Source organism: Nonomuraea sp. NEAU-A123 (assembly GCF_018603905.1).
Classification (GTDB): Bacteria; Actinomycetota; Actinomycetes; order Streptosporangiales; family Streptosporangiaceae; genus Nonomuraea.
In genome coordinates this window covers 306,086-322,164 of sequence record NZ_JAHFZZ010000010.1, presented here as the reverse complement: position 1 = coordinate 322,164, position 16,079 = coordinate 306,086, and the positions used below count along the sequence as shown (strand labels likewise).

The 16,079-nt window shown below is 71.9% G+C and carries 16 protein-coding genes; 13 read left to right on the top strand and 3 right to left on the bottom strand.

What is annotated here, in order from left to right; genetic code table 11:
* The first annotated feature begins 21 nt into the window (after positions 1 to 21).
* Genes KLK06_RS31395 through KLK06_RS31350 form a run of 10 tightly spaced genes read left to right on the top strand, consistent with a single transcriptional unit; the run spans position 22 to position 8,858 of the window.
* Positions 22 to 927, top strand: coding sequence for an ACP S-malonyltransferase (locus tag KLK06_RS31395; protein WP_214639270.1), 906 nt, complete (start codon positions 22 to 24; stop codon positions 925 to 927).
* Positions 924 to 1,349: a phosphopantetheinyl transferase gene (locus KLK06_RS31390; RefSeq protein WP_214639269.1), complete on the top strand. Its 426-nt coding sequence runs from the start codon at positions 924 to 926 to the stop codon at positions 1,347 to 1,349. Before KLK06_RS31395 ends, KLK06_RS31390 begins: the two co-directional genes overlap by 4 nt.
* A complete protein-coding gene (locus tag KLK06_RS31385; RefSeq protein ID WP_214639268.1) occupies positions 1,346 to 2,200 on the top strand; it encodes a nuclear transport factor 2 family protein in 855 nt (284 codons plus the stop codon). The genes KLK06_RS31390 and KLK06_RS31385 overlap by 4 nt, the downstream gene beginning before the upstream one ends.
* Before the next feature lie 11 nt (positions 2,201 to 2,211).
* The gene (locus tag KLK06_RS31380; RefSeq protein WP_214639267.1) at positions 2,212 to 2,997 is read left to right on the top strand and encodes an alpha/beta fold hydrolase; all 786 of its coding nucleotides are present in this window, start codon (positions 2,212 to 2,214) and stop codon (positions 2,995 to 2,997) included.
* Entirely contained in the window at positions 2,994 to 3,491 is a 498-nt protein-coding gene (locus KLK06_RS31375; RefSeq protein ID WP_214639266.1) for a 4'-phosphopantetheinyl transferase superfamily protein, read from the top strand. The genes KLK06_RS31380 and KLK06_RS31375 overlap by 4 nt, the downstream gene beginning before the upstream one ends.
* A complete protein-coding gene (locus KLK06_RS31370; RefSeq protein ID WP_214639265.1) occupies positions 3,479 to 4,474 on the top strand; it encodes a nitrous oxide reductase family maturation protein NosD in 996 nt (331 codons plus the stop codon). The genes KLK06_RS31375 and KLK06_RS31370 overlap by 13 nt, the downstream gene beginning before the upstream one ends.
* Positions 4,471 to 5,409, top strand: a complete 939-nt coding sequence (locus tag KLK06_RS31365) for an ABC transporter ATP-binding protein (RefSeq protein ID WP_308168530.1) — start codon at positions 4,471 to 4,473, stop codon at positions 5,407 to 5,409. The genes KLK06_RS31370 and KLK06_RS31365 overlap by 4 nt, the downstream gene beginning before the upstream one ends.
* 2 nt (positions 5,410 to 5,411) lie before the next feature.
* Positions 5,412 to 6,590, top strand: a complete 1,179-nt coding sequence (locus tag KLK06_RS31360) for an ABC transporter permease (RefSeq protein ID WP_250906281.1) — start codon at positions 5,412 to 5,414, stop codon at positions 6,588 to 6,590.
* A gap of 44 nt (positions 6,591 to 6,634) precedes the next feature.
* Positions 6,635 to 7,798 carry an ABC transporter permease gene (locus KLK06_RS31355; RefSeq protein ID WP_214639263.1) on the top strand — a complete coding sequence of 388 codons (1,164 nt, stop codon included), beginning with the start codon at positions 6,635 to 6,637 and terminating at the stop codon, positions 7,796 to 7,798.
* A 58-nt stretch (positions 7,799 to 7,856) separates the two neighbouring features.
* Positions 7,857 to 8,858 (top strand): hypothetical protein, encoded by a 1,002-nt coding sequence (locus KLK06_RS31350; RefSeq protein WP_214639262.1) that lies wholly within the window; start codon positions 7,857 to 7,859, stop codon positions 8,856 to 8,858.
* Between the two features lie 43 nt (positions 8,859 to 8,901).
* On the opposite strand, the gene KLK06_RS31345 is transcribed toward KLK06_RS31350, so the two are convergent.
* From KLK06_RS31345 to KLK06_RS31335, 3 genes are read right to left on the bottom strand one after another with little or no spacing between them, the layout of a single operon-like run.
* Positions 8,902 to 10,056 (bottom strand): cysteine desulfurase family protein, encoded by a 1,155-nt coding sequence (locus KLK06_RS31345; protein WP_214639261.1) that lies wholly within the window; start codon positions 10,054 to 10,056, stop codon positions 8,902 to 8,904.
* Positions 10,057 to 10,078: 22 nt separating this feature from the next.
* Positions 10,079 to 10,963 carry an LPD16 domain-containing protein gene (locus KLK06_RS31340; RefSeq protein ID WP_214639260.1) on the bottom strand — a complete coding sequence of 295 codons (885 nt, stop codon included), beginning with the start codon at positions 10,961 to 10,963 and terminating at the stop codon, positions 10,079 to 10,081.
* A 23-nt stretch (positions 10,964 to 10,986) separates the two neighbouring features.
* Entirely contained in the window at positions 10,987 to 12,654 is a 1,668-nt protein-coding gene (locus KLK06_RS31335; protein ID WP_214639259.1) for a condensation domain-containing protein, read from the bottom strand.
* A gap of 242 nt (positions 12,655 to 12,896) precedes the next feature.
* On the opposite strand from KLK06_RS31335, the gene KLK06_RS31330 reads away from it, so the two are divergent.
* The 3 genes from KLK06_RS31330 to KLK06_RS31320 are packed head-to-tail and all read left to right on the top strand — an operon-like array spanning position 12,897 to position 15,962.
* Positions 12,897 to 13,181 (top strand): phosphopantetheine-binding protein, encoded by a 285-nt coding sequence (locus KLK06_RS31330; protein ID WP_284735179.1) that lies wholly within the window; start codon positions 12,897 to 12,899, stop codon positions 13,179 to 13,181.
* A 10-nt stretch (positions 13,182 to 13,191) separates the two neighbouring features.
* Entirely contained in the window at positions 13,192 to 14,742 is a 1,551-nt protein-coding gene (locus tag KLK06_RS31325; RefSeq protein WP_214639257.1) for an acyl-CoA ligase (AMP-forming), exosortase A system-associated, read from the top strand.
* Complete coding sequence (locus KLK06_RS31320; protein ID WP_214639256.1) at positions 14,739 to 15,962, top strand: pyridoxal-dependent decarboxylase, exosortase A system-associated; 1,224 nt, start codon at positions 14,739 to 14,741, stop codon at positions 15,960 to 15,962. The genes KLK06_RS31325 and KLK06_RS31320 overlap by 4 nt, the downstream gene beginning before the upstream one ends.
* Positions 15,963 to 16,079: the final 117 nt, after the last annotated feature.

Below are 16,079 nucleotides of genomic sequence, written 5' to 3'. Positions count from 1 at the left end.
TAGGCGAAAGGAGTGCGCGTCATGCTTGGATTTCTCTTCCCAGGACAAGGCACGGTCCGTGTCGGTATGGGTGCGTGGCTGCGTCGCCGACCCGTGGCGCGAGCGCGGCTCGACGAGGTTGACGCGCTGCTCTCCCAGCCCATCACCCCGCTGTGCGCTCGCGGGCCGCTCGACAGGCTGGTGGCGACCGAGCACGCGCAGATCGCGGTGACGGCGTGCAATCTGGCGGCGCTGGCCGTGATGCTGGAGGAGGGGTTCGAGCCGCTGGTGGTCGCCGGGCACAGCGTCGGCGAGCTGAGCGCCCTGCACGCGGCGGGCGTGCTCACCCTCGCCGACACCGTACGGCTGGTCGAGCTCAGGTCCCGGCTGATGGCCGGCGTCGGCGTCATGGGCGGGATGCACGCGGTGATGGGCCTGCCGGTCGAGGACGTCGAGGAGCTGGCCGCGGAGGCGGGCACCGAGGACGAGCCGCTGGTCGTGGCCCTGGAGAACGCGCCGGGCCACGTGGTGGTCTCCGGCGCGCTGCCGGCCCTGGACCGGCTGGGCAAGCTCGCCACGCGGGCCAGCAAGATCGTGCCGCTACGGGTCGGCAACGCCTTCCACTCGCCGCTGATGGCGGCGGCCGTCCCCGCCTGGGCCGCGGCGGTGCGGGCCGCGCCGATGGCCGAGCCCCTCGTGCCCGTGGTCCCGAACGTGACCGGTGAGCCCACCACCGACCTCGCCACGCTCAGGGACGCGCTGATCGCCCAGCTCACCGGGCGGGTCCGGTGGACGGACACGGTGGCCGCGGTGGAAGGGCTCGCCCCCGGCGTCGAGGTGGGCGACAGCAAGGTGCTCTCGGGCCTGTCGCGCCGGGCGGGCGCGCGCTGTCTGAGCCTGGCCGAGCCCGCCACCCTCCGGCGGCTGTCCAGGGGGATCGCGGCATGAACCGGTGGGGCAGCGCGATGGTCGGCTTCGCCGGGCTCTCCCGGCCGCAGGAGCTGGTCGGCGACATGCGCCTCGAAGAGGTGTACACGGCGGCCGAGCGCCTCAGGTCCGGGTACGGCCGCACGCTCCAGCACTGGGCCGGGCGCCTGGCGGGCAAGTACGCGGTGCTCCGCCTCCTCGGCGTCACCCCCACGGCCGAGCACCTCGGCCAGGCGGAGGTGCTGCCCAGGCCCACCGCCAACTGCGCGAAGACCGCCGTCTGCCACACCGGGCACCCGCCGGCCGTCCGGCTCGGCGGGGCGCTGCGCGCGGCGGCGGGGCCCGACCGGCAGATCCGGCTCTCGCTCAGCCACACCGACGGCAAGGTGCTCGCCGTGGCCGTCGCCTCGGCGCGGCTGCCCGAAGACGAGGACGAGGCATGACCATGGACGCCAGGAAGGCCGCCGAACAGCACCTGGAGGCGTGGCAGGCCGGTGACCCCGAGGCCGTGGCCGCCACCGCCGCCTCCTACAGCGACCCCGACTCCGGCGGCGAGCTGAGCGGCGCCGCACTGGCCGCGCACGCGGCCGGCACGCTGGCCCGCTTCCAGCGGCCGCGGTTCCTGGTGGACCGGGTGGTCGGCGACGGCGACGCCGTCACGCTCTGGTGGACGCTCCAGGCCGACCACCGCGCGCCCTACCTGGGCATGCCCACGGTCGGCGGGACCGTCGGCGTCCAGGGGAGCGACCTGGTGACCCTCGGCGCGGACGGCCCGCGCGTGCGGCGCTGCTTCGACCGGCTGGCGGTCGCGGAGGCGCTCGGCTACTCGGCGCGGTTCGTGCCGGCGGCCGATGAGGTCAGGCAGTTCGGCGTCAGCGCGCGCGTCCCCACCGGGCGCACCGAGCCGCCGGGCGTCCTGACGCTGACCTGGCTGGAGGTCCGTGACGACGCGGAGGCGGCGGACGTGGACCTGCTCAGCGTGGAGGTCGTCAAGTCGCTGCGGGCGTCCAAGGGCTTCCTCGGCCTGGCGACGTTCGACGTCGGCGACCGCAAGTTCACAGTGACCGCCTTCGACCGCCCCGAGTCCGTCCGCGCGGTGCACGCCAGGCCGCATCAGCGGAGCATGCGCCGCTTCTTCAAGGGCGGCCTGTGTACCCGGGTGCTCACCAGCGTCTGGATCCCCTCCGACATCCGCGAGTACGCCCGCTGTCCCGCCTGCGACACCGTCGTCCGGGTCGGTCCGGACGCCGCCTGCGGCTGCGGGTGGATCCCAGGCGACGCCTCCCTACTGTGACTGGAGCCTTCATGTCCGACTTCACCACCGAGCACCGGCTCGGCGACGGCGGCGGCCCCGCTGTGGTCTTCATGTCCGCGCTGTTCGCCGGCGGCTGGATCTGGGAGCACCCCTACCGCCATCTGGCGCGGGCCGGCGTGCCGGTGCTGCGTACGCACGAGGCGATCTGCGCGCTCGACCGCCGGGTGGCCGGGTCGATCGAACGGCTCGGCGACGCGCTGCTGGCCGCCTGCGACGAGGCCGGCGTCGAGGACCTCATCCTCTGCGCCAACTCACTCGGCGGCCTGGTCGCCATCGACCTGGCCGGCCGCCGCCCCGACCGGATCAGGGGCATCGTGGTGAGCGGCGCCCCCGGCCTGACCCCGGACCCCGACGTCGGGCTGAGCTTCGACCGGCGGGCCAGCGTGCAGCCGTTCGGCGACGACTTCGGCGCCCGCATGGTGTCCGCGCTCTTCCACGGCACCGAGCCCTTCTTCACCCGGGAGCAGATGGACGAGGTCGGCACCATGCTCCGGCAGCCGGAGGCCATGGTCAGCATGGCCCGCAGCCTCAAGGCCACCCGCCGCTACCAGGTCAAACCTGCCCTCGACAAGGTCCGCTGCCCGTCCCTGTACGTCTGGGGCAGGCACGACCGGATGACGCCGGTCGGCCCATGGCTGGAGCTGCTCGCCGGCTACCCGGAGAACGACGTGGTGGTGGTCGAGGACAGCGGGCACATCCCGATGATCGAGCGGCCGGGCGAGTACAACGCCGTGCTCGAACCGTTCGTGGCCCGCTGCGCCAAGGTCTCGGCATGAGGCTGCCAGCCGTACAGTCCGTGCTTCCTGCCGTGCTGGTGGGTGTGGACATCGTGGACGCCGACCGGCTCGCCAGGGCGGCCGGGCGCGGCGGGGCCGTGTTCACCGACCACCTCACCACGCCCGCCGAGCGTGAGCTGGGCGTGGAGGAGGTGGCCTTCTCCGTCAAGGAGTGCTTCATCAAGGCGGTCGGCGGGCGCCCGCCCGGCTTCACCTGGCACGACTTCGAGGCCCGCGCCGGGCGGCCCGCCGCCTGGACGGGGCGGCTGCTCGACGAGGCGGCCGCGGAACTGACCGCCTCGACCGGGCTCACGCTGACCGGCGGCTCGTCCTACGCCGTCCGGGGCGCGTGCGAACAGGCGGCCCTGGTACGGCTGGCGCCCCGCGAGGGCCGGGTGGCCGGGGCGGCCCGATGGGGGATGGGCTCCGGACTGCTCGTCTCCCTGGCCATCGTGTACGTCGACAACGAGGGAGACCCAGGATGTCCCAGGTGAGGCCCGGCCAGTCGATCCAGCGGGCACTCGACGAGGCGGGCGCCGGCGCGACGATCGAGCTGGCGGCGGGCACGTACGCAGAGAACGTGTGGATCAGGCACAGCGGCGTGACGCTGACCGGCGCCGGGGCGGGCCGCACGGTGCTGGTTCCCGGAGACTCCGTCCCCGAAGGGATCCCGCCGCTGCACGACGCGGCGGCGGACGTCGTCAGCGGCATCACCGCGCACGGCGTCGGCGACGTCACGATAGCCGGGCTGACCGTGCGCGGCGCCTCGGGCGCGGGGATCTACGCCCACACCGTGACCGGCCTGACCGTACGGGACGTCGAGGCGGCCGGCAACGCGGTCTGGGGCGTCTACGTGCGCGAGTCGAGCCGGTGCGAGGTGACCGGCTGCACGGCGTCGGGCAGCCAGTACGGCGGCATCGCGCTCAGCTTCTGCCCCGAGACCGACGGGCTGGTGGCGGACAACGAGACCTTCGCCAACGCCTTCGGGATCTTCATTGACAATTCCTCCCGCGTCAGGGTCCTGCGTAACTCCTGCCACGGCAACGCCGCCGGGCTGCTGATGCTCAACCAGACCTACGAGGGCGAGCCCGACGGCGGCGTCCGCGACTGCCTCGTCTCGGGCAACGACCTGTACGGCAACGGCCTGGCCGCGGGCGGCGACGCCCCCGACGCGCTGGGGGCCGCAGGCCCGCCGATCTCCGGCGTGGGCCTGGCGCTGATCGGGACGCACCGGGTCAGCGTCGTGGACAACCGGATCCACGACAACCATCCCAGCGGCGAGACGGTCATGGGCGCGGCGTTCGTCATGGGCTCGTCCAAGGGCTGGGGAGGCGACGACGCCGTGGACAACCACATCCTGTGGAACCTGGTGACCGGCAACAGCCCGCTCGACCACCAGCTCGGCGTCGATCTGGAACGCCAGGTCTGCGCGGGCAACACCGCCGACAAGGGCGAGCCGGAGGGGTGGGGCCGGTGACCGCGACCCTGGCCTGTGCCGGCCTGAGCAAGAGGTTCGGTGACGTGCTCGCCGTACAGGATGTGGGGTTCGCCATCGAACCCGGTGAGGCGTACGGACTGCTCGGGCCGAACGGCGCGGGCAAGACGACCACGATCTCCATGCTCGTCGGCCTGCTCAAGCCCGCGACCGGGAACGTGCTGGTGTGCGGCACGGACCTCGCCGCCGAGCCGATGGCGGCCAAGGCGAAGATCGGCTACGTGCCGCAGGAGATCGCGCTCTACCCGGAGCTGACCGGGCGGGAGAACCTGCGTTTCTTCGGCCGGCTGTTCGGCCTGCCGAGGCGGGCGCTGGCGGCGCGCATCGACGAGGTGCTCGACCTGGTCGGGCTGTCCGACCGGGCCGACGGCAAGCTCGGCGCGTACTCGGGCGGCATGAAGCGGCGGATCAACATCGGCGCGGCGCTGCTGCACCGGCCCGAGGTGCTCATCCTGGACGAGCCGACCGTCGGCGTCGACCCGCAGAGCCGCAAGGCCATCCTCGACGGCGTGGAACGGCTGGTCGCCGACGGCATGGCGCTGCTCTACACCTCGCACTACATGGAGGAGGTCGAGCGGGTCTGCGACCGGGTCGGGATCATCGACCACGGCCGGATCGTCGCCGAGGGCACCCGCCACGAGCTGGTCGCCATGGTCGGCAGCGCCGACACGATCGAGCTGATGCTCGACGGCGACGTGGACGGCGCGTTCGACAAGCTCCAGGCGCTGGAAGGCGTCATCGAGGCGGTCAGGACCGGCACCGGCTCCGTGCGGCTGCTCGCGGAAGGCGGCCGCTACGTGCTGCCCGCGATCATCGCCGCCGTGGACGGCCGCGCCACCGTGATCGCCGTCGAGGTCATCGAACCCGACCTGGAGGCCACCTTCCTCCACCTCACCGGCAGCAAGCTGCGGGACTGACCATGCTGAGACCCCTTCTGTCCGTGGCCGCGCTGGAGCTGCGTACCCGGACGCGCGACGGGACGGCCCTGGTGGTCGCGCTGATCGTGCCCATCGCGCTGGCCACTCTCTTCGGCTTCGCCCTGGGCGGCGACGACCCGCCGCTGCGCGCCACGATCGGCTTCGTCGACCTCGACCGCGGCGAGTTCTCCGCCAGCGTGCGGCGGGAGGTCATGTCCAGCGAGCAGCTCAAGGGCATGCTGACGCTGCGCGACCTGCCCAGCAGGCAGGAGGCGCAGCGGTCGCTCGACTCTGGTGACATCGGCTCGGCCATCGTGTTCCCCCAGGGCTTCACCAAGAGCGTCGGCGCGGGCGCCGGCGGCCAGGTCGCCGTGCTCACCTCCGCCGAGTCGCCGCTCGCGGGCGTGGTGGCCAACGCCATCGTCGACCGCATCTCCTCGGTGGTGGACGCCCGCACGCTCGCGGTCCGCGCCTCGCTCGCGTACGGCGTGCCGGGCGACCGGGTGAAGGAGCTGGTGGAGCGCAACGGCGCCGCCGGGCCGGGACTGAGCCTGGCCGACGACCCCATGGAAGGCGGGAAGGTCGACCTGTCGGTGTACTACGGCTCCGGCATGGCCGCCCTGTTCGCCTTCTTCGTGGTGGGCGCGTCGTTCAGGAGCCTGCTCACCGAGCGGCGGCAGGGCACGCTCGACCGGATGCGGGCGGCGCCGATCCCTCGGTGGGCGCCGATCGCGGGCAAGGCGCTCGTCGGGTTCGGGCTCGGCGTGGTCAGCGTCTGCGCCACCTGGGTGTCCTCCTCGCTCATCTTCGGCACGAGCTGGGGCGACCCGGTGGCGGTCTTCGCGCTGCTGGTCGCGCACGTCCTCGCCGCCGCCGCGATCACCATGCTGGTGGCCAGCCGGGCGAAGACCGACGCCCAGGCCGACGGGATCACCATGGTCGTCTCGTTCGTGATGGCCTTCTTCGGCGGCAGCCTGGTGCCGCTGTACAACCTGCCCGGCTTCCTGCAGAAGGTGGCGCTGCTCACCCCGAACGGGTGGACGTCGACCGGGCTCGTCCAGCTCGCCGGCTCCGGTGGCGGCTTGACCACGGTGATCGTCCCGATCGGCGTGCTGTGCGCGATCGCGCTGGCGGCGGGCGGCCTGGCCGCGGCCGGCTTCAGGAAGGGGCTGCTCGGATGAGGCCACAAGGCGCCGCTCGGCCGCGGCCGCAAGGCGCTGCTCGAATGCGGCCGCAAGGGGCTGCTCGGCTGCGGCCGCGTCCCATCCTCGCGCTGGTGGCGGCGAACCTGCGCCGGCTCTCCCGCGACAAGGTCGGCCTGTTCTTCATGGTGATCATGCCGTTCGTCAACCTCGCGTTCGTCGGCATGGCGCTCGGCGGGGGCGCCGTGGGGGCCGCCAAGCTGCCCGTCGGAGTCGTCGCCCCGAGTTCCGATCCGGTGGCGGCCGCCGTGCTCAAGGAGCTGCGCGCGCACCCTGACCTCGCCATCACGTCCGTGGCGACCAAGCAGGACCTGCGGTCGGGCGTCCGCGAAGGGTCCCTGGCCGCGGGGGTGGTGATCCCGACCGGCTCGACCCGGCTCGAACTCGTCATGACCCAGGTGAACGGCAGCGGCATGGCGGCCCGCAGCGCCGTCGACGTCGCGGTCGGCAGGGTGGCCGCCGTGCTCGAAGCCACCAGGGCGGTCGAGGCCGCGGGCGCCACGCCCGCGCAGGCCGCCGCGCGTGTCCGCGAGGCACAGGCCGAGTCGGGCCGCGTCTCGGTCGTCGGCTCCGGTACGTCCGGCGCCACCCCCAGGGGCTTCGCCTACACGGCCCCGGGCAACCTGCTGCTGTTCACGTTCATCAACTCCATGGCCGTCGCCGCCGCGCTCGCCGAGAGCAGGCGGCTCGGGATGCTCCAGCGCGCGCTCACCGCACCCGTCAGGCGCCGGTCGGTGCTCGCGGGGGAGGCGCTGAGCAGGTTCGTCGTGGCCGTCGCGCAGTCGCTGTTGATCATGGTGGTGAGCTCGCTGGTGTTCGGGGTGTCGTGGGGCGACCCGCTGGGCGTCGCCGCGGTGGTCGGCGCGTTCTCGCTGGTGGCCACCGGCGCCGCGATCCTGGTCGGCAGCCTGGTGCGCGCGCCGTCGCAGGCGCCCGCCATCGGGCCGCCGCTCGGCATCGTGCTCGGCATGCTGGGCGGCTGCCTGTGGCCGAGGGAGTCGGCGGGGGACTTCCTCAACTCGCTCGGCCATCTCTTCCCGCACGCCTGGGGCATGGACGCGCTGCTGGCGCTGACCAGGCCCGGCGCGGGCATCGGCACGGTGCTCCCCGAGCTCGCCGTGCTCTCCGGGATGGCGGCCGGGCTGCTCGGCCTCTCCCTGTTCCTGTTCAACCGGCGTTCCTGTTAACCAGGACGCACCAGAACCCTCACCTGAGTCCGCGTAGTTGAGTTGATGGGAGTACGTGATGACGACTATTCCGTTGTATCCGGGGACGGCCCCCGTGGGCGGCGACCACGCCACCGATGTTTATCGCTACGCGGCCAGGAAGGGCGCGATCGAGGCGCTGGAGGTGGCCGCCGCCGATCTCGGCATCGGCCTGCATGAGATGCACGCGGCGGTGGCCCAGCTGGTGGACAACCGCTTGCTCATGACGGAGGACGGGGCGGGCCGCCGGTTCGTCCCCGTGGATCCCGAGGTTGCCGCGGCCTCGCTTGTCTCCTCTGTCGAGCGGGAGATTTATCAGCGTCGCGAGCTGATCGACCAGATTCGTGAGCGGATCAGTGTGTTCCGGCAGGACTACACCGGTTCCGGCAAGCCCTCGGCGCCCAGCGCGATCGAGTACCTGGTGGGGTCGATGGAGGTCCGGGGTTTCCTCAAGATGGCCAGTGACTCGTGCCGGGACGAGGTGCTGGTGCTCCAGTCGAGCCTGAGCGACGCGGACGAGCTGTCGCAGGCGTACTCGCCGCTGCTCGGCCGGGGCATCACCGTGCGCATCATCTGCCAGCACCGCAACCGGGCCGACCTGGCCACGCGGATGAGGATGAAGAAGCTGACCGACGCGGGGGCCTCCGTGTGCACCGTCAGCCACATCCCGCGCTCCGCCGTGGTCTTCGACCGGTCGCTGGTGGTGCTGTTCGGGCTGTCGGACGGGGAGACGAACGTGGCGCGGGTGCACAACCACGGGGTCGCGCAGTTCCTGCTGGACCTGTTCAACCACCTGTGGGAGACGGCCACGCCGCTGGAGGGCATCGAGTCCGGCTACGCCAACGTGGCCGACGACCTCCAGCAGGCCATCGCCGCGCTGATGGCCAAGGGCTACACCGACGAGGTCGTGGCCCGCAAGCTGGGCATGTCGGTACGCAGTTGCCGCCGGCACATCGCCACGCTGATGCGCGACCTCGACGCGACCAGCCGTTTCCAGGCCGGAGTGCAGGCGGCCAGGAAGTTCCTGCCCAACGGCGCCTGACCCGCCTCCTGCCGGACCCGTCTCTTGGCGGGTCCGGCTTACGTCATGTGGCCTGCATCGCGATCGACACCTCGGCCAGCTCCAGGGCCCGCTCGCAGATCAGCTCGATGCCGCGCACCAGCTCGTCGAACGGCATGCGCGGGTCGAGGCACATCCGGATGGAGCAGTTCGCGTCCTCGGCGCTCACCCCGATCGCCGTCAGGACGTGCGACGGCTCCTGGGAGTCGGAGTTGCACGCGGACCCCGTGGACACGGCCACGGAACGCAGGCTGGACACGAGGCTCTCCCCGCGGACCCCGGGCAGCACCAGGTTGAGCACATGAGGCACCCCGGCATGCGCATCGCCGTTGATCCGCGTGCCAGGAAGGCGGGTGGTGATCAGGTCGAGGGCCGTCTCGCGCAGCCGTACAGCCCGCATCCAGTCGTCGTCGAGCCGCCGCAGCGCCAGCTCGCACGCCTTGCCCAGCCCCACCACGAGGTGCGTGGGGATGGTGCCGCTGCGCAGCTCGTACTGGCCGCCGCCGTACGTGATCGGCCGCAGGCGCACGCCGGGCCGTACGTACAGGGCGCCGATGCCCTTTGGGCCGCGTACCTTGTGCCCGGAGATCGCCAGCGTGTCCACCCCGGTCTCGATCACGTCGATGGGGATCCGGCCGGCGGCCTGGGCGGCGTCCACGTGCAGCAGGCAGCCGAACTCGTGGCAGAGCGCGGCCAGCTCCGACACCGGCTGTATCGAGCCGATCTCGCTGTTGACCAGGGCGGCGGTGGCGACGCGCGAGTGGACGTCGAGCTGCTCGGCCAGGTCGGTCAGGTCGATCAGCCCGTCCTGGCGTACCGCCATCGTGCGGGTGTCGATGCCCTGCCCCGCCAGCGCCCGGCCGATCGCCAGCGCGGACTTGTGGTCGGTCGGGCAGAACAACGCGTTGACGGGCGCGCGCTCCGCGTGGGCGAACATGCCGAGCAGCGCGATGTTGTTGCTCTCGGTCGCGCCGGAGGTGAAGACGATGCCGCGCGGGTCGGCGCCCAGCAGCTCGGCCACCGACACGGCGGCCAGGTCCACCGCCCGGCGGGCCCGCTTGCCGAGAACGTGCGGCGACGACGGGTTGCCGAAGTCCTCTCTCAGGTACGGCAGCATCGCGTCGACCACTTCGTCGTCCACGCGGGTGGTGGCGCAGTTGTCCAGATAAATGATCTTCATGGGTCCTGCCCTTCGCGCCGGGTCAGCTTCTGAACGTGCTGACCGTCACGAGCTTCGAATAGATCTCGTCGGTTGACATCTCCCCGCTCCCTCCGGGGTCGGCGATGATCACCAGCATGTCCGGCAGCCGGTAGAGCTCGAGGGCGATGTCGACGCCCGTCTGGACGGGTGCGAGACACTCGCCAGGCGCGAAGATCACGATCGCCCGGTAGCCGGCGTTGTGCACCTCGGAGATCATCTCGGTGATCTCGCCGGCGCATCCGGTGATGCCGCAGCTGATCAGCGTGCGGTAGTTGCCCTCGTCGTCGAGGAAGGCCACCTCGGTGTCCTTCTCGCCCGAGTCGAGGAACCGCTTCTCCAGCCGTCCCTGCTTGACCAACCGGTCGGCGGCCTTCTGGAAGCGGTACTTGAGCCACGTCTCGGGGAAGGCCAGCGGGTGCTTGCGGCTCGGCAGCACGAGGTCCGGCCCGAACCCGGCCTCGCGCAGCACCCGCTCGTACTCTTCGGGCAGCCCGGTGAAGCGCTCCAAGAACTCCGCCCGCAGCTCGCTCGCCGGGCGGCCCGACGTGGGCACGTACTGCCAGTCGTTGATGAGCAGGAGCAGCCGCACGTCGTCGCAGGTCTCCGTGTACGACGTGAGGAGGTCGACGGACAACTGCCAGCTGTACTCCGGGAAGATGCCCACCCGGCCGGCGATCCGGCGGCGCATCAGCTCGGACCGCTGCTCCTTGATGACGCCGGGGACGAGCCGCCCCTCGTCTTCGAAGAGCATGAAGTGGCCGCCCATGACGACCAGGTTGTCCACGCCGGAGGCGGTCAGCTCACGGTCTATCAGCCGGCGCAGCTCCTCTTCGGAGCCGACGAGCTGGTGGCTCTTGGATACTCGGGCGGCGAGCGCGTCTTTCATGGTGTGACCACTCCAGGGGTGCGTCAGGGCTGGGTGAGTGCGTGCCTCGGAGGCTCGATGACCGCTGCTTCCAGGGGCTCCGTGGTGACGGGGATCAGCCGGCCGGCCAGTGCTCGCAGCGGTTCGGGACCGGTCAGGTGGTGGACGGAGGCGCCCGTCCAGCCGTGGGCCGACAGCAGGGCGAGGACCCGGGGGATGCGCAGGGCCCGGCCGCCGGCGAGCGTGTAGCTGTCGGACAGGTCGACGTCGGCGAGCCCGTTCACCTGGCGGACGACCTCGGCGAGCGCCTGCCCGGCTTCGGGGGCGGCCATGGTCAGGTCGTCACGGGCGGGCATGCCTCGCGGGGTCGGCGGGGCGCTGAAGCCGGTGCGGCGCGTGACGTCGCTGATGCGGGGGTCGTCGTCGGCGAGCAGGACGGCCTCGTACCCGCGCAGGAAGCGCTCCATGTCGGCGGCTCCCATGATCGAGGAGCGGGCGTGGAAGCCGACGACGACCGCGTCACGCCACTCGTCGATCCTGAAGTACGTGTCCGCCTCCTCGTACGCCCAGGCCGACGGCACCGGCTTCCAGGTGAACGTGGTCCGCCGGGCCCGCGCCTCGCTGGAGCGCTGCTTGATGAAGTTGACCTCCGACCCGAGGCGTACCGGCTCACCGCGCCGCGAGCCCTCGCGCGACATCCGCTCCACGACCTCGTCGTAAGGCGCGCAGGAGTGCGTACGGGCGAGCTCGAAACGCTCGGCCGCGCGGTGCAGCAGCTCCGAGAACCGTGGGTCGTCGTGGCAGTCGACGGTCACCAGCATCGGCGCGAACATGCACGTCATCACGCCCGCGTACGGGCCGGGCTCGCGGTTGCCGGAGAACGACAGGTGCGCGACCGTCCCGAGGCCGGTGTAGGCGGCCATCATGGCGGTGTACGCGGTCACGTGGACCAGCGACGGCCACACCTGGTCCGCCGCGGCGATGCGCCGCACGGCGTCGAGCAGCGCCGGAGAGGTCAGCGTCGCACTCCGGGCGACCGGCTCGCAGTCAGGCGTCATCGAGGGGGCGCGCCTTGCCGCGAACGGGTCGGCTGGGATCCGGGTGATCTCCTCGTCCCAATACGCCAGGGAGCGGGCCGCCACCGCGGCGGCCTCGGCCGACGACTCGTGGCGGGCCAGGTCCGAGGGCTGGTTGCGGACGGGCTCCAGCGTGGCCGGCCGGCGGGAGCTGAAGCCGGCGCACTGGACCGTGAGCTCGCGCTTGATCTCCCGGACCGTCCACGCGTCCACGGCCAGGTGGTTGAGCACCAGGACGATCTGCTTCGGGACCCCGCCCGTGGTGATGACGCAGGCCCGGATCGGCCACTCGGAGTCGAAGCGGAAGTCGGTGGTGCAGATCCGCTCGACGATCTCGGCGGGGGCGGGGGTGCCGTCTCGTTCGGTGGTCGCCAGGATGACCGGCAGCGCGGCCGGCGGGTGTATCCGCTGCTGCGGCTCCGGCCCCGGGTCGAGGTGGTAGGTGGTCCGCAGCGACTCGTGGCGGCGCGTCAGGTAGTTGATCGCCGCGCGGCAGTTCGCCACCGTGACGTCGTGCGGGATGGCGAGACGCAGCACGATGTGCGTGTCATGCCGTTCGCCCGGCGGCAGCCGGTGGTATTTCAGCCACATGTAACGCTGGCCCCAGCACAGATTCGCGTTCTTCGCGGCGGACAACTCAGCCTCCCATGTGCGCCCGGTGGTGCGAGTTGCAGCACTTCGCAGATCCGTTGAATGTGATTCATAATCTGCGTTCACGAGGCGTGCGACAACCGGGCGCCGATGACCGGCTCCGGAAGGCCATTAGTTGCCAGTGCTTTTCTAAAATGGCCGGCTTGACGCGTCGTCGCGCATTCGGCCAAGCTCGGAGCGGACAGCATGGAGCGGCTCGGCTTTCGGCCTGAGGTGGCGCGTTGACTATGTTGGAAATACCATCCGAGTTCCAGAATATTCTGCGCTCGCATTTGCCGTACGCGGACGCGGGCGACTTCTCCGCGTCGGACGAGCTGGCCGGGCTCGGCCTCGACTCGATGGGCGTCGTGCGGTTGCTGGGCGACATCGAGGACCGCTACGACATCGAGCTGCCCGACGACCTCCTCAACGAGGAGACGTTCGACACCGTCGGCTCGCTGTGGCAGGCCCTGTCCGCGCTACTCGACCTCGAAGGAACCGTCGGTGACGAGCGAACACCGTTACGAGTGTGAGGATCGCCGGATGCTGACGCGCGTCGACGACGTGGTGCGGTGCGGCGACCCTGAGCGCCCCGCGGTGACCTACCAGGACGAGACACTCAGCTACGGCGAGCTGGCCCGCCGCGTCGGCCGCGCCGCGAGCGGCCTGCGCCGTCTCGGGCTGCGCCGGGGCGAGCGGGTCGTCGTCTACCTGGAGAAGCGGATCGAGACCGTCGTCGCCATGCTCGCCGTGTCCGCGGCGGGCGGGGTGTTCGTCCCGGTCAATCCGCTGTTCAAGCCGCAGCAGGTGGGGTACGTGGCCGCCGACTGCGGGGCGGTCGCGGTGGTCACCACGGTCGAGCGGCACCGCCTGATAGGCGCCCGGCTCCAGGAGGTGGAGTCGCTGCGCGACCTGATCCTCATCGGCGACCGGCCGCAGGTCCCGGAGCCGCGCCCGGTCACCACCTGGTCCCGGTTGTGCGCCTCCGAGGAGGCCCCCGCCACGGAGGGCGTGATCGACGCCGATGTCGCGGCGATCCTCTACACCTCGGGCAGCACCGGCAGCCCCAAGGGCGTCGTCCTGTCGCACCGCAACCTGCTCGCCGGCGCCCGCAGCGTCGCCCAGTACCTCGGCCACACCCGCGACGACGTGGTGCTCGCCGTACTCCCGCTGAGCTTCGACACCGGCTTCAGCCAGCTCACCACGTCCTTCATCACGGGCGCGCACGTCGTCCTGATGAACTACCTGGTGCCCGGCGCGGTCGTCCGCCTCTGCGCCCGGCACGGCGTCACCGGGCTGACTTGTGTGCCGCCGCTGTGGCTGCAGCTCGCGGGGCAGACCTGGCCGGCGGAGGCCACCCGCCGCCTGCGCTACTTCGCCAACACCGGCGGGCGCCTGCCCAAGCCTGCCCTGGACGCGCTGCGGGCCACGTTCCCGCAGGCCAGGCCGTACCTCATGTACGGGCTGACAGAGGCGTTCCGCTCCACCTACCTCGACCCGGCGCAGGCCGACCGCAGGCCCGACTCGATCGGGAAGGCGATCCCCAACGCGGAGATCCTCGTCGTACGGCCGGACGGTGGCGTCTGCGACCCCGGCGAGAAGGGGGAGATCGTGCACCGTGGCGCGCTCGTGGCGCTCGGCTACTGGAACGACCCCGAACGCACCGCCGAACGGTTCCGCCCCTACCCGCCGGGCGGCAGTCCGTGGGGGAGCGAGCTCGCGGTCTGGTCGGGCGACGTCGCCTACCGCGACGAGGAGGGGTTCCTCTACTTCGTGGGACGTACCGACGAGATGATCAAAACCTCCGGCTACCGGGTCAGCCCCAGCGAGATCGAGGAGGCGGCCTACGCCACCGGGCTGGTGGGCGAGGCGGTGGCGTTCGGCGTCGCCGACGACACGCTCGGCCAGCAGGTGGTGCTCGTCGTCAGCGGGCCGAGCGGCGAGTCGTGCGACACCGAGACACTGGTGAAGGCGCTCGAACGCGACCTGCCGCGCTACATGGTCCCCCGCCGGGTGGTGGTGCGCGACCGGCTGCCGAGATCGGGCAACGGCAAGTTCGACCGTACGGAGCTGCGCCGGGCGGTGACCTGGTGATCTCCATCCCGAGCGGCTGGTACGGCAGGCACGACAGCCAGCTCACCGTGGGCGGCATCCCCGTCGAACGGCTGGCCGCCCGCGTGGGCAGCACGCCGTTCTTCGCCTACGACAGGGAGCTGGTCAACCGGCGGGTCGCGTCGGTGCGCGCGGCGCTGCCCGGGGACGTCGAGCTGAGCTACGCGGTGAAGGCCAACCCGATGCCCGCCCTGCTCCAGCACATGAGCGGCCTGGTCGACGGCTTCGACGTGGCCTCCGCGCAGGAGATGCGGCACGCGCTCGACACCCCGGGGCCCGCGTCGCGCATCAGCTTCGCCGGGCCCGGCAAGTCGGCGGCCGAGCTGGCGCAGGCGGTCGCCGCCGGCGTCACCATCGAGCTGGAGTCCGAGCTGGAGGTGGAACGGGTCCGGTCGGCGAGCGCCGCCGCGGGCATTCCCGCGCGGGTGGCGTTGCGCGTCAATCCGGACTTCGTGGTCCGCGGGTCCGGCATGCGGCTGGGCGGCGGGCCGCAGCAGTTCGGCATCGACTCCGAGCGGATCCCCGCGGTCCTGGCCGGGCTGGGCGGCGACGAGTTCGACTTTCAGGGCTTCCACGTGTTCGCCGGGTCGCAGAACCTGCGGGTCGACAGCATCTGCGAGGCGCAGCGCCGTACCGTCGAGCTGATTGTCGGCTTCGCGGACGCGGCGCCCGGGCCCGTGCGCTACCTCAACATCGGCGGTGGCTTCGGCATCCCGTACGCGCTGCGCGACCGGCCGCTCGACCTCGGCCCGATCGGCGACAACCTGGCGCGGCTGGTCGACGGCCTGGTCCGGCCCCGGCTGCCCGAGGCGCGGATCGTCGTCGAGCTGGGGCGCTACCTGGTCGGCGAGGCCGGCGTCTACGTCACGCGCGTGGTGGACCGCAAGGAGTCGCGCGGCAAGGTGTTCGTCGTCGTGGACGGCGGGCTGCACCACCAGCTCGCGGCGTCCGGCAACTTCGGCCAGGTGATCAGGCGCAACTACCCGATCGCGGTGGGGAACCGGATGGACGACCCGCCCGAGGAGACGGTGACCGTCGTCGGCTGCCTGTGCACCCCGCTCGACCTGCTGGGGGACGACGTCTCGCTGCCCAAGGCCGGGGTGGGGGATCTGATCGTGCTGTTCCAGGCGGGTGCGTACGGCCTGACGGCGAGCCCCGCCGCGTTCCTGAGCCACCCGGCTCCGGCCGAGGTGCTGGTCTGAGCCGGAATTCCGGGCCCACCGTCCCTGGAGGGCCACCGTCCCTGGAGGGCCACCGTCCCTGAAGGACCCGCAATCCCTTGAGGACCCGCAGTTCCTTGAGGGCCTGAGGGGCTTTCG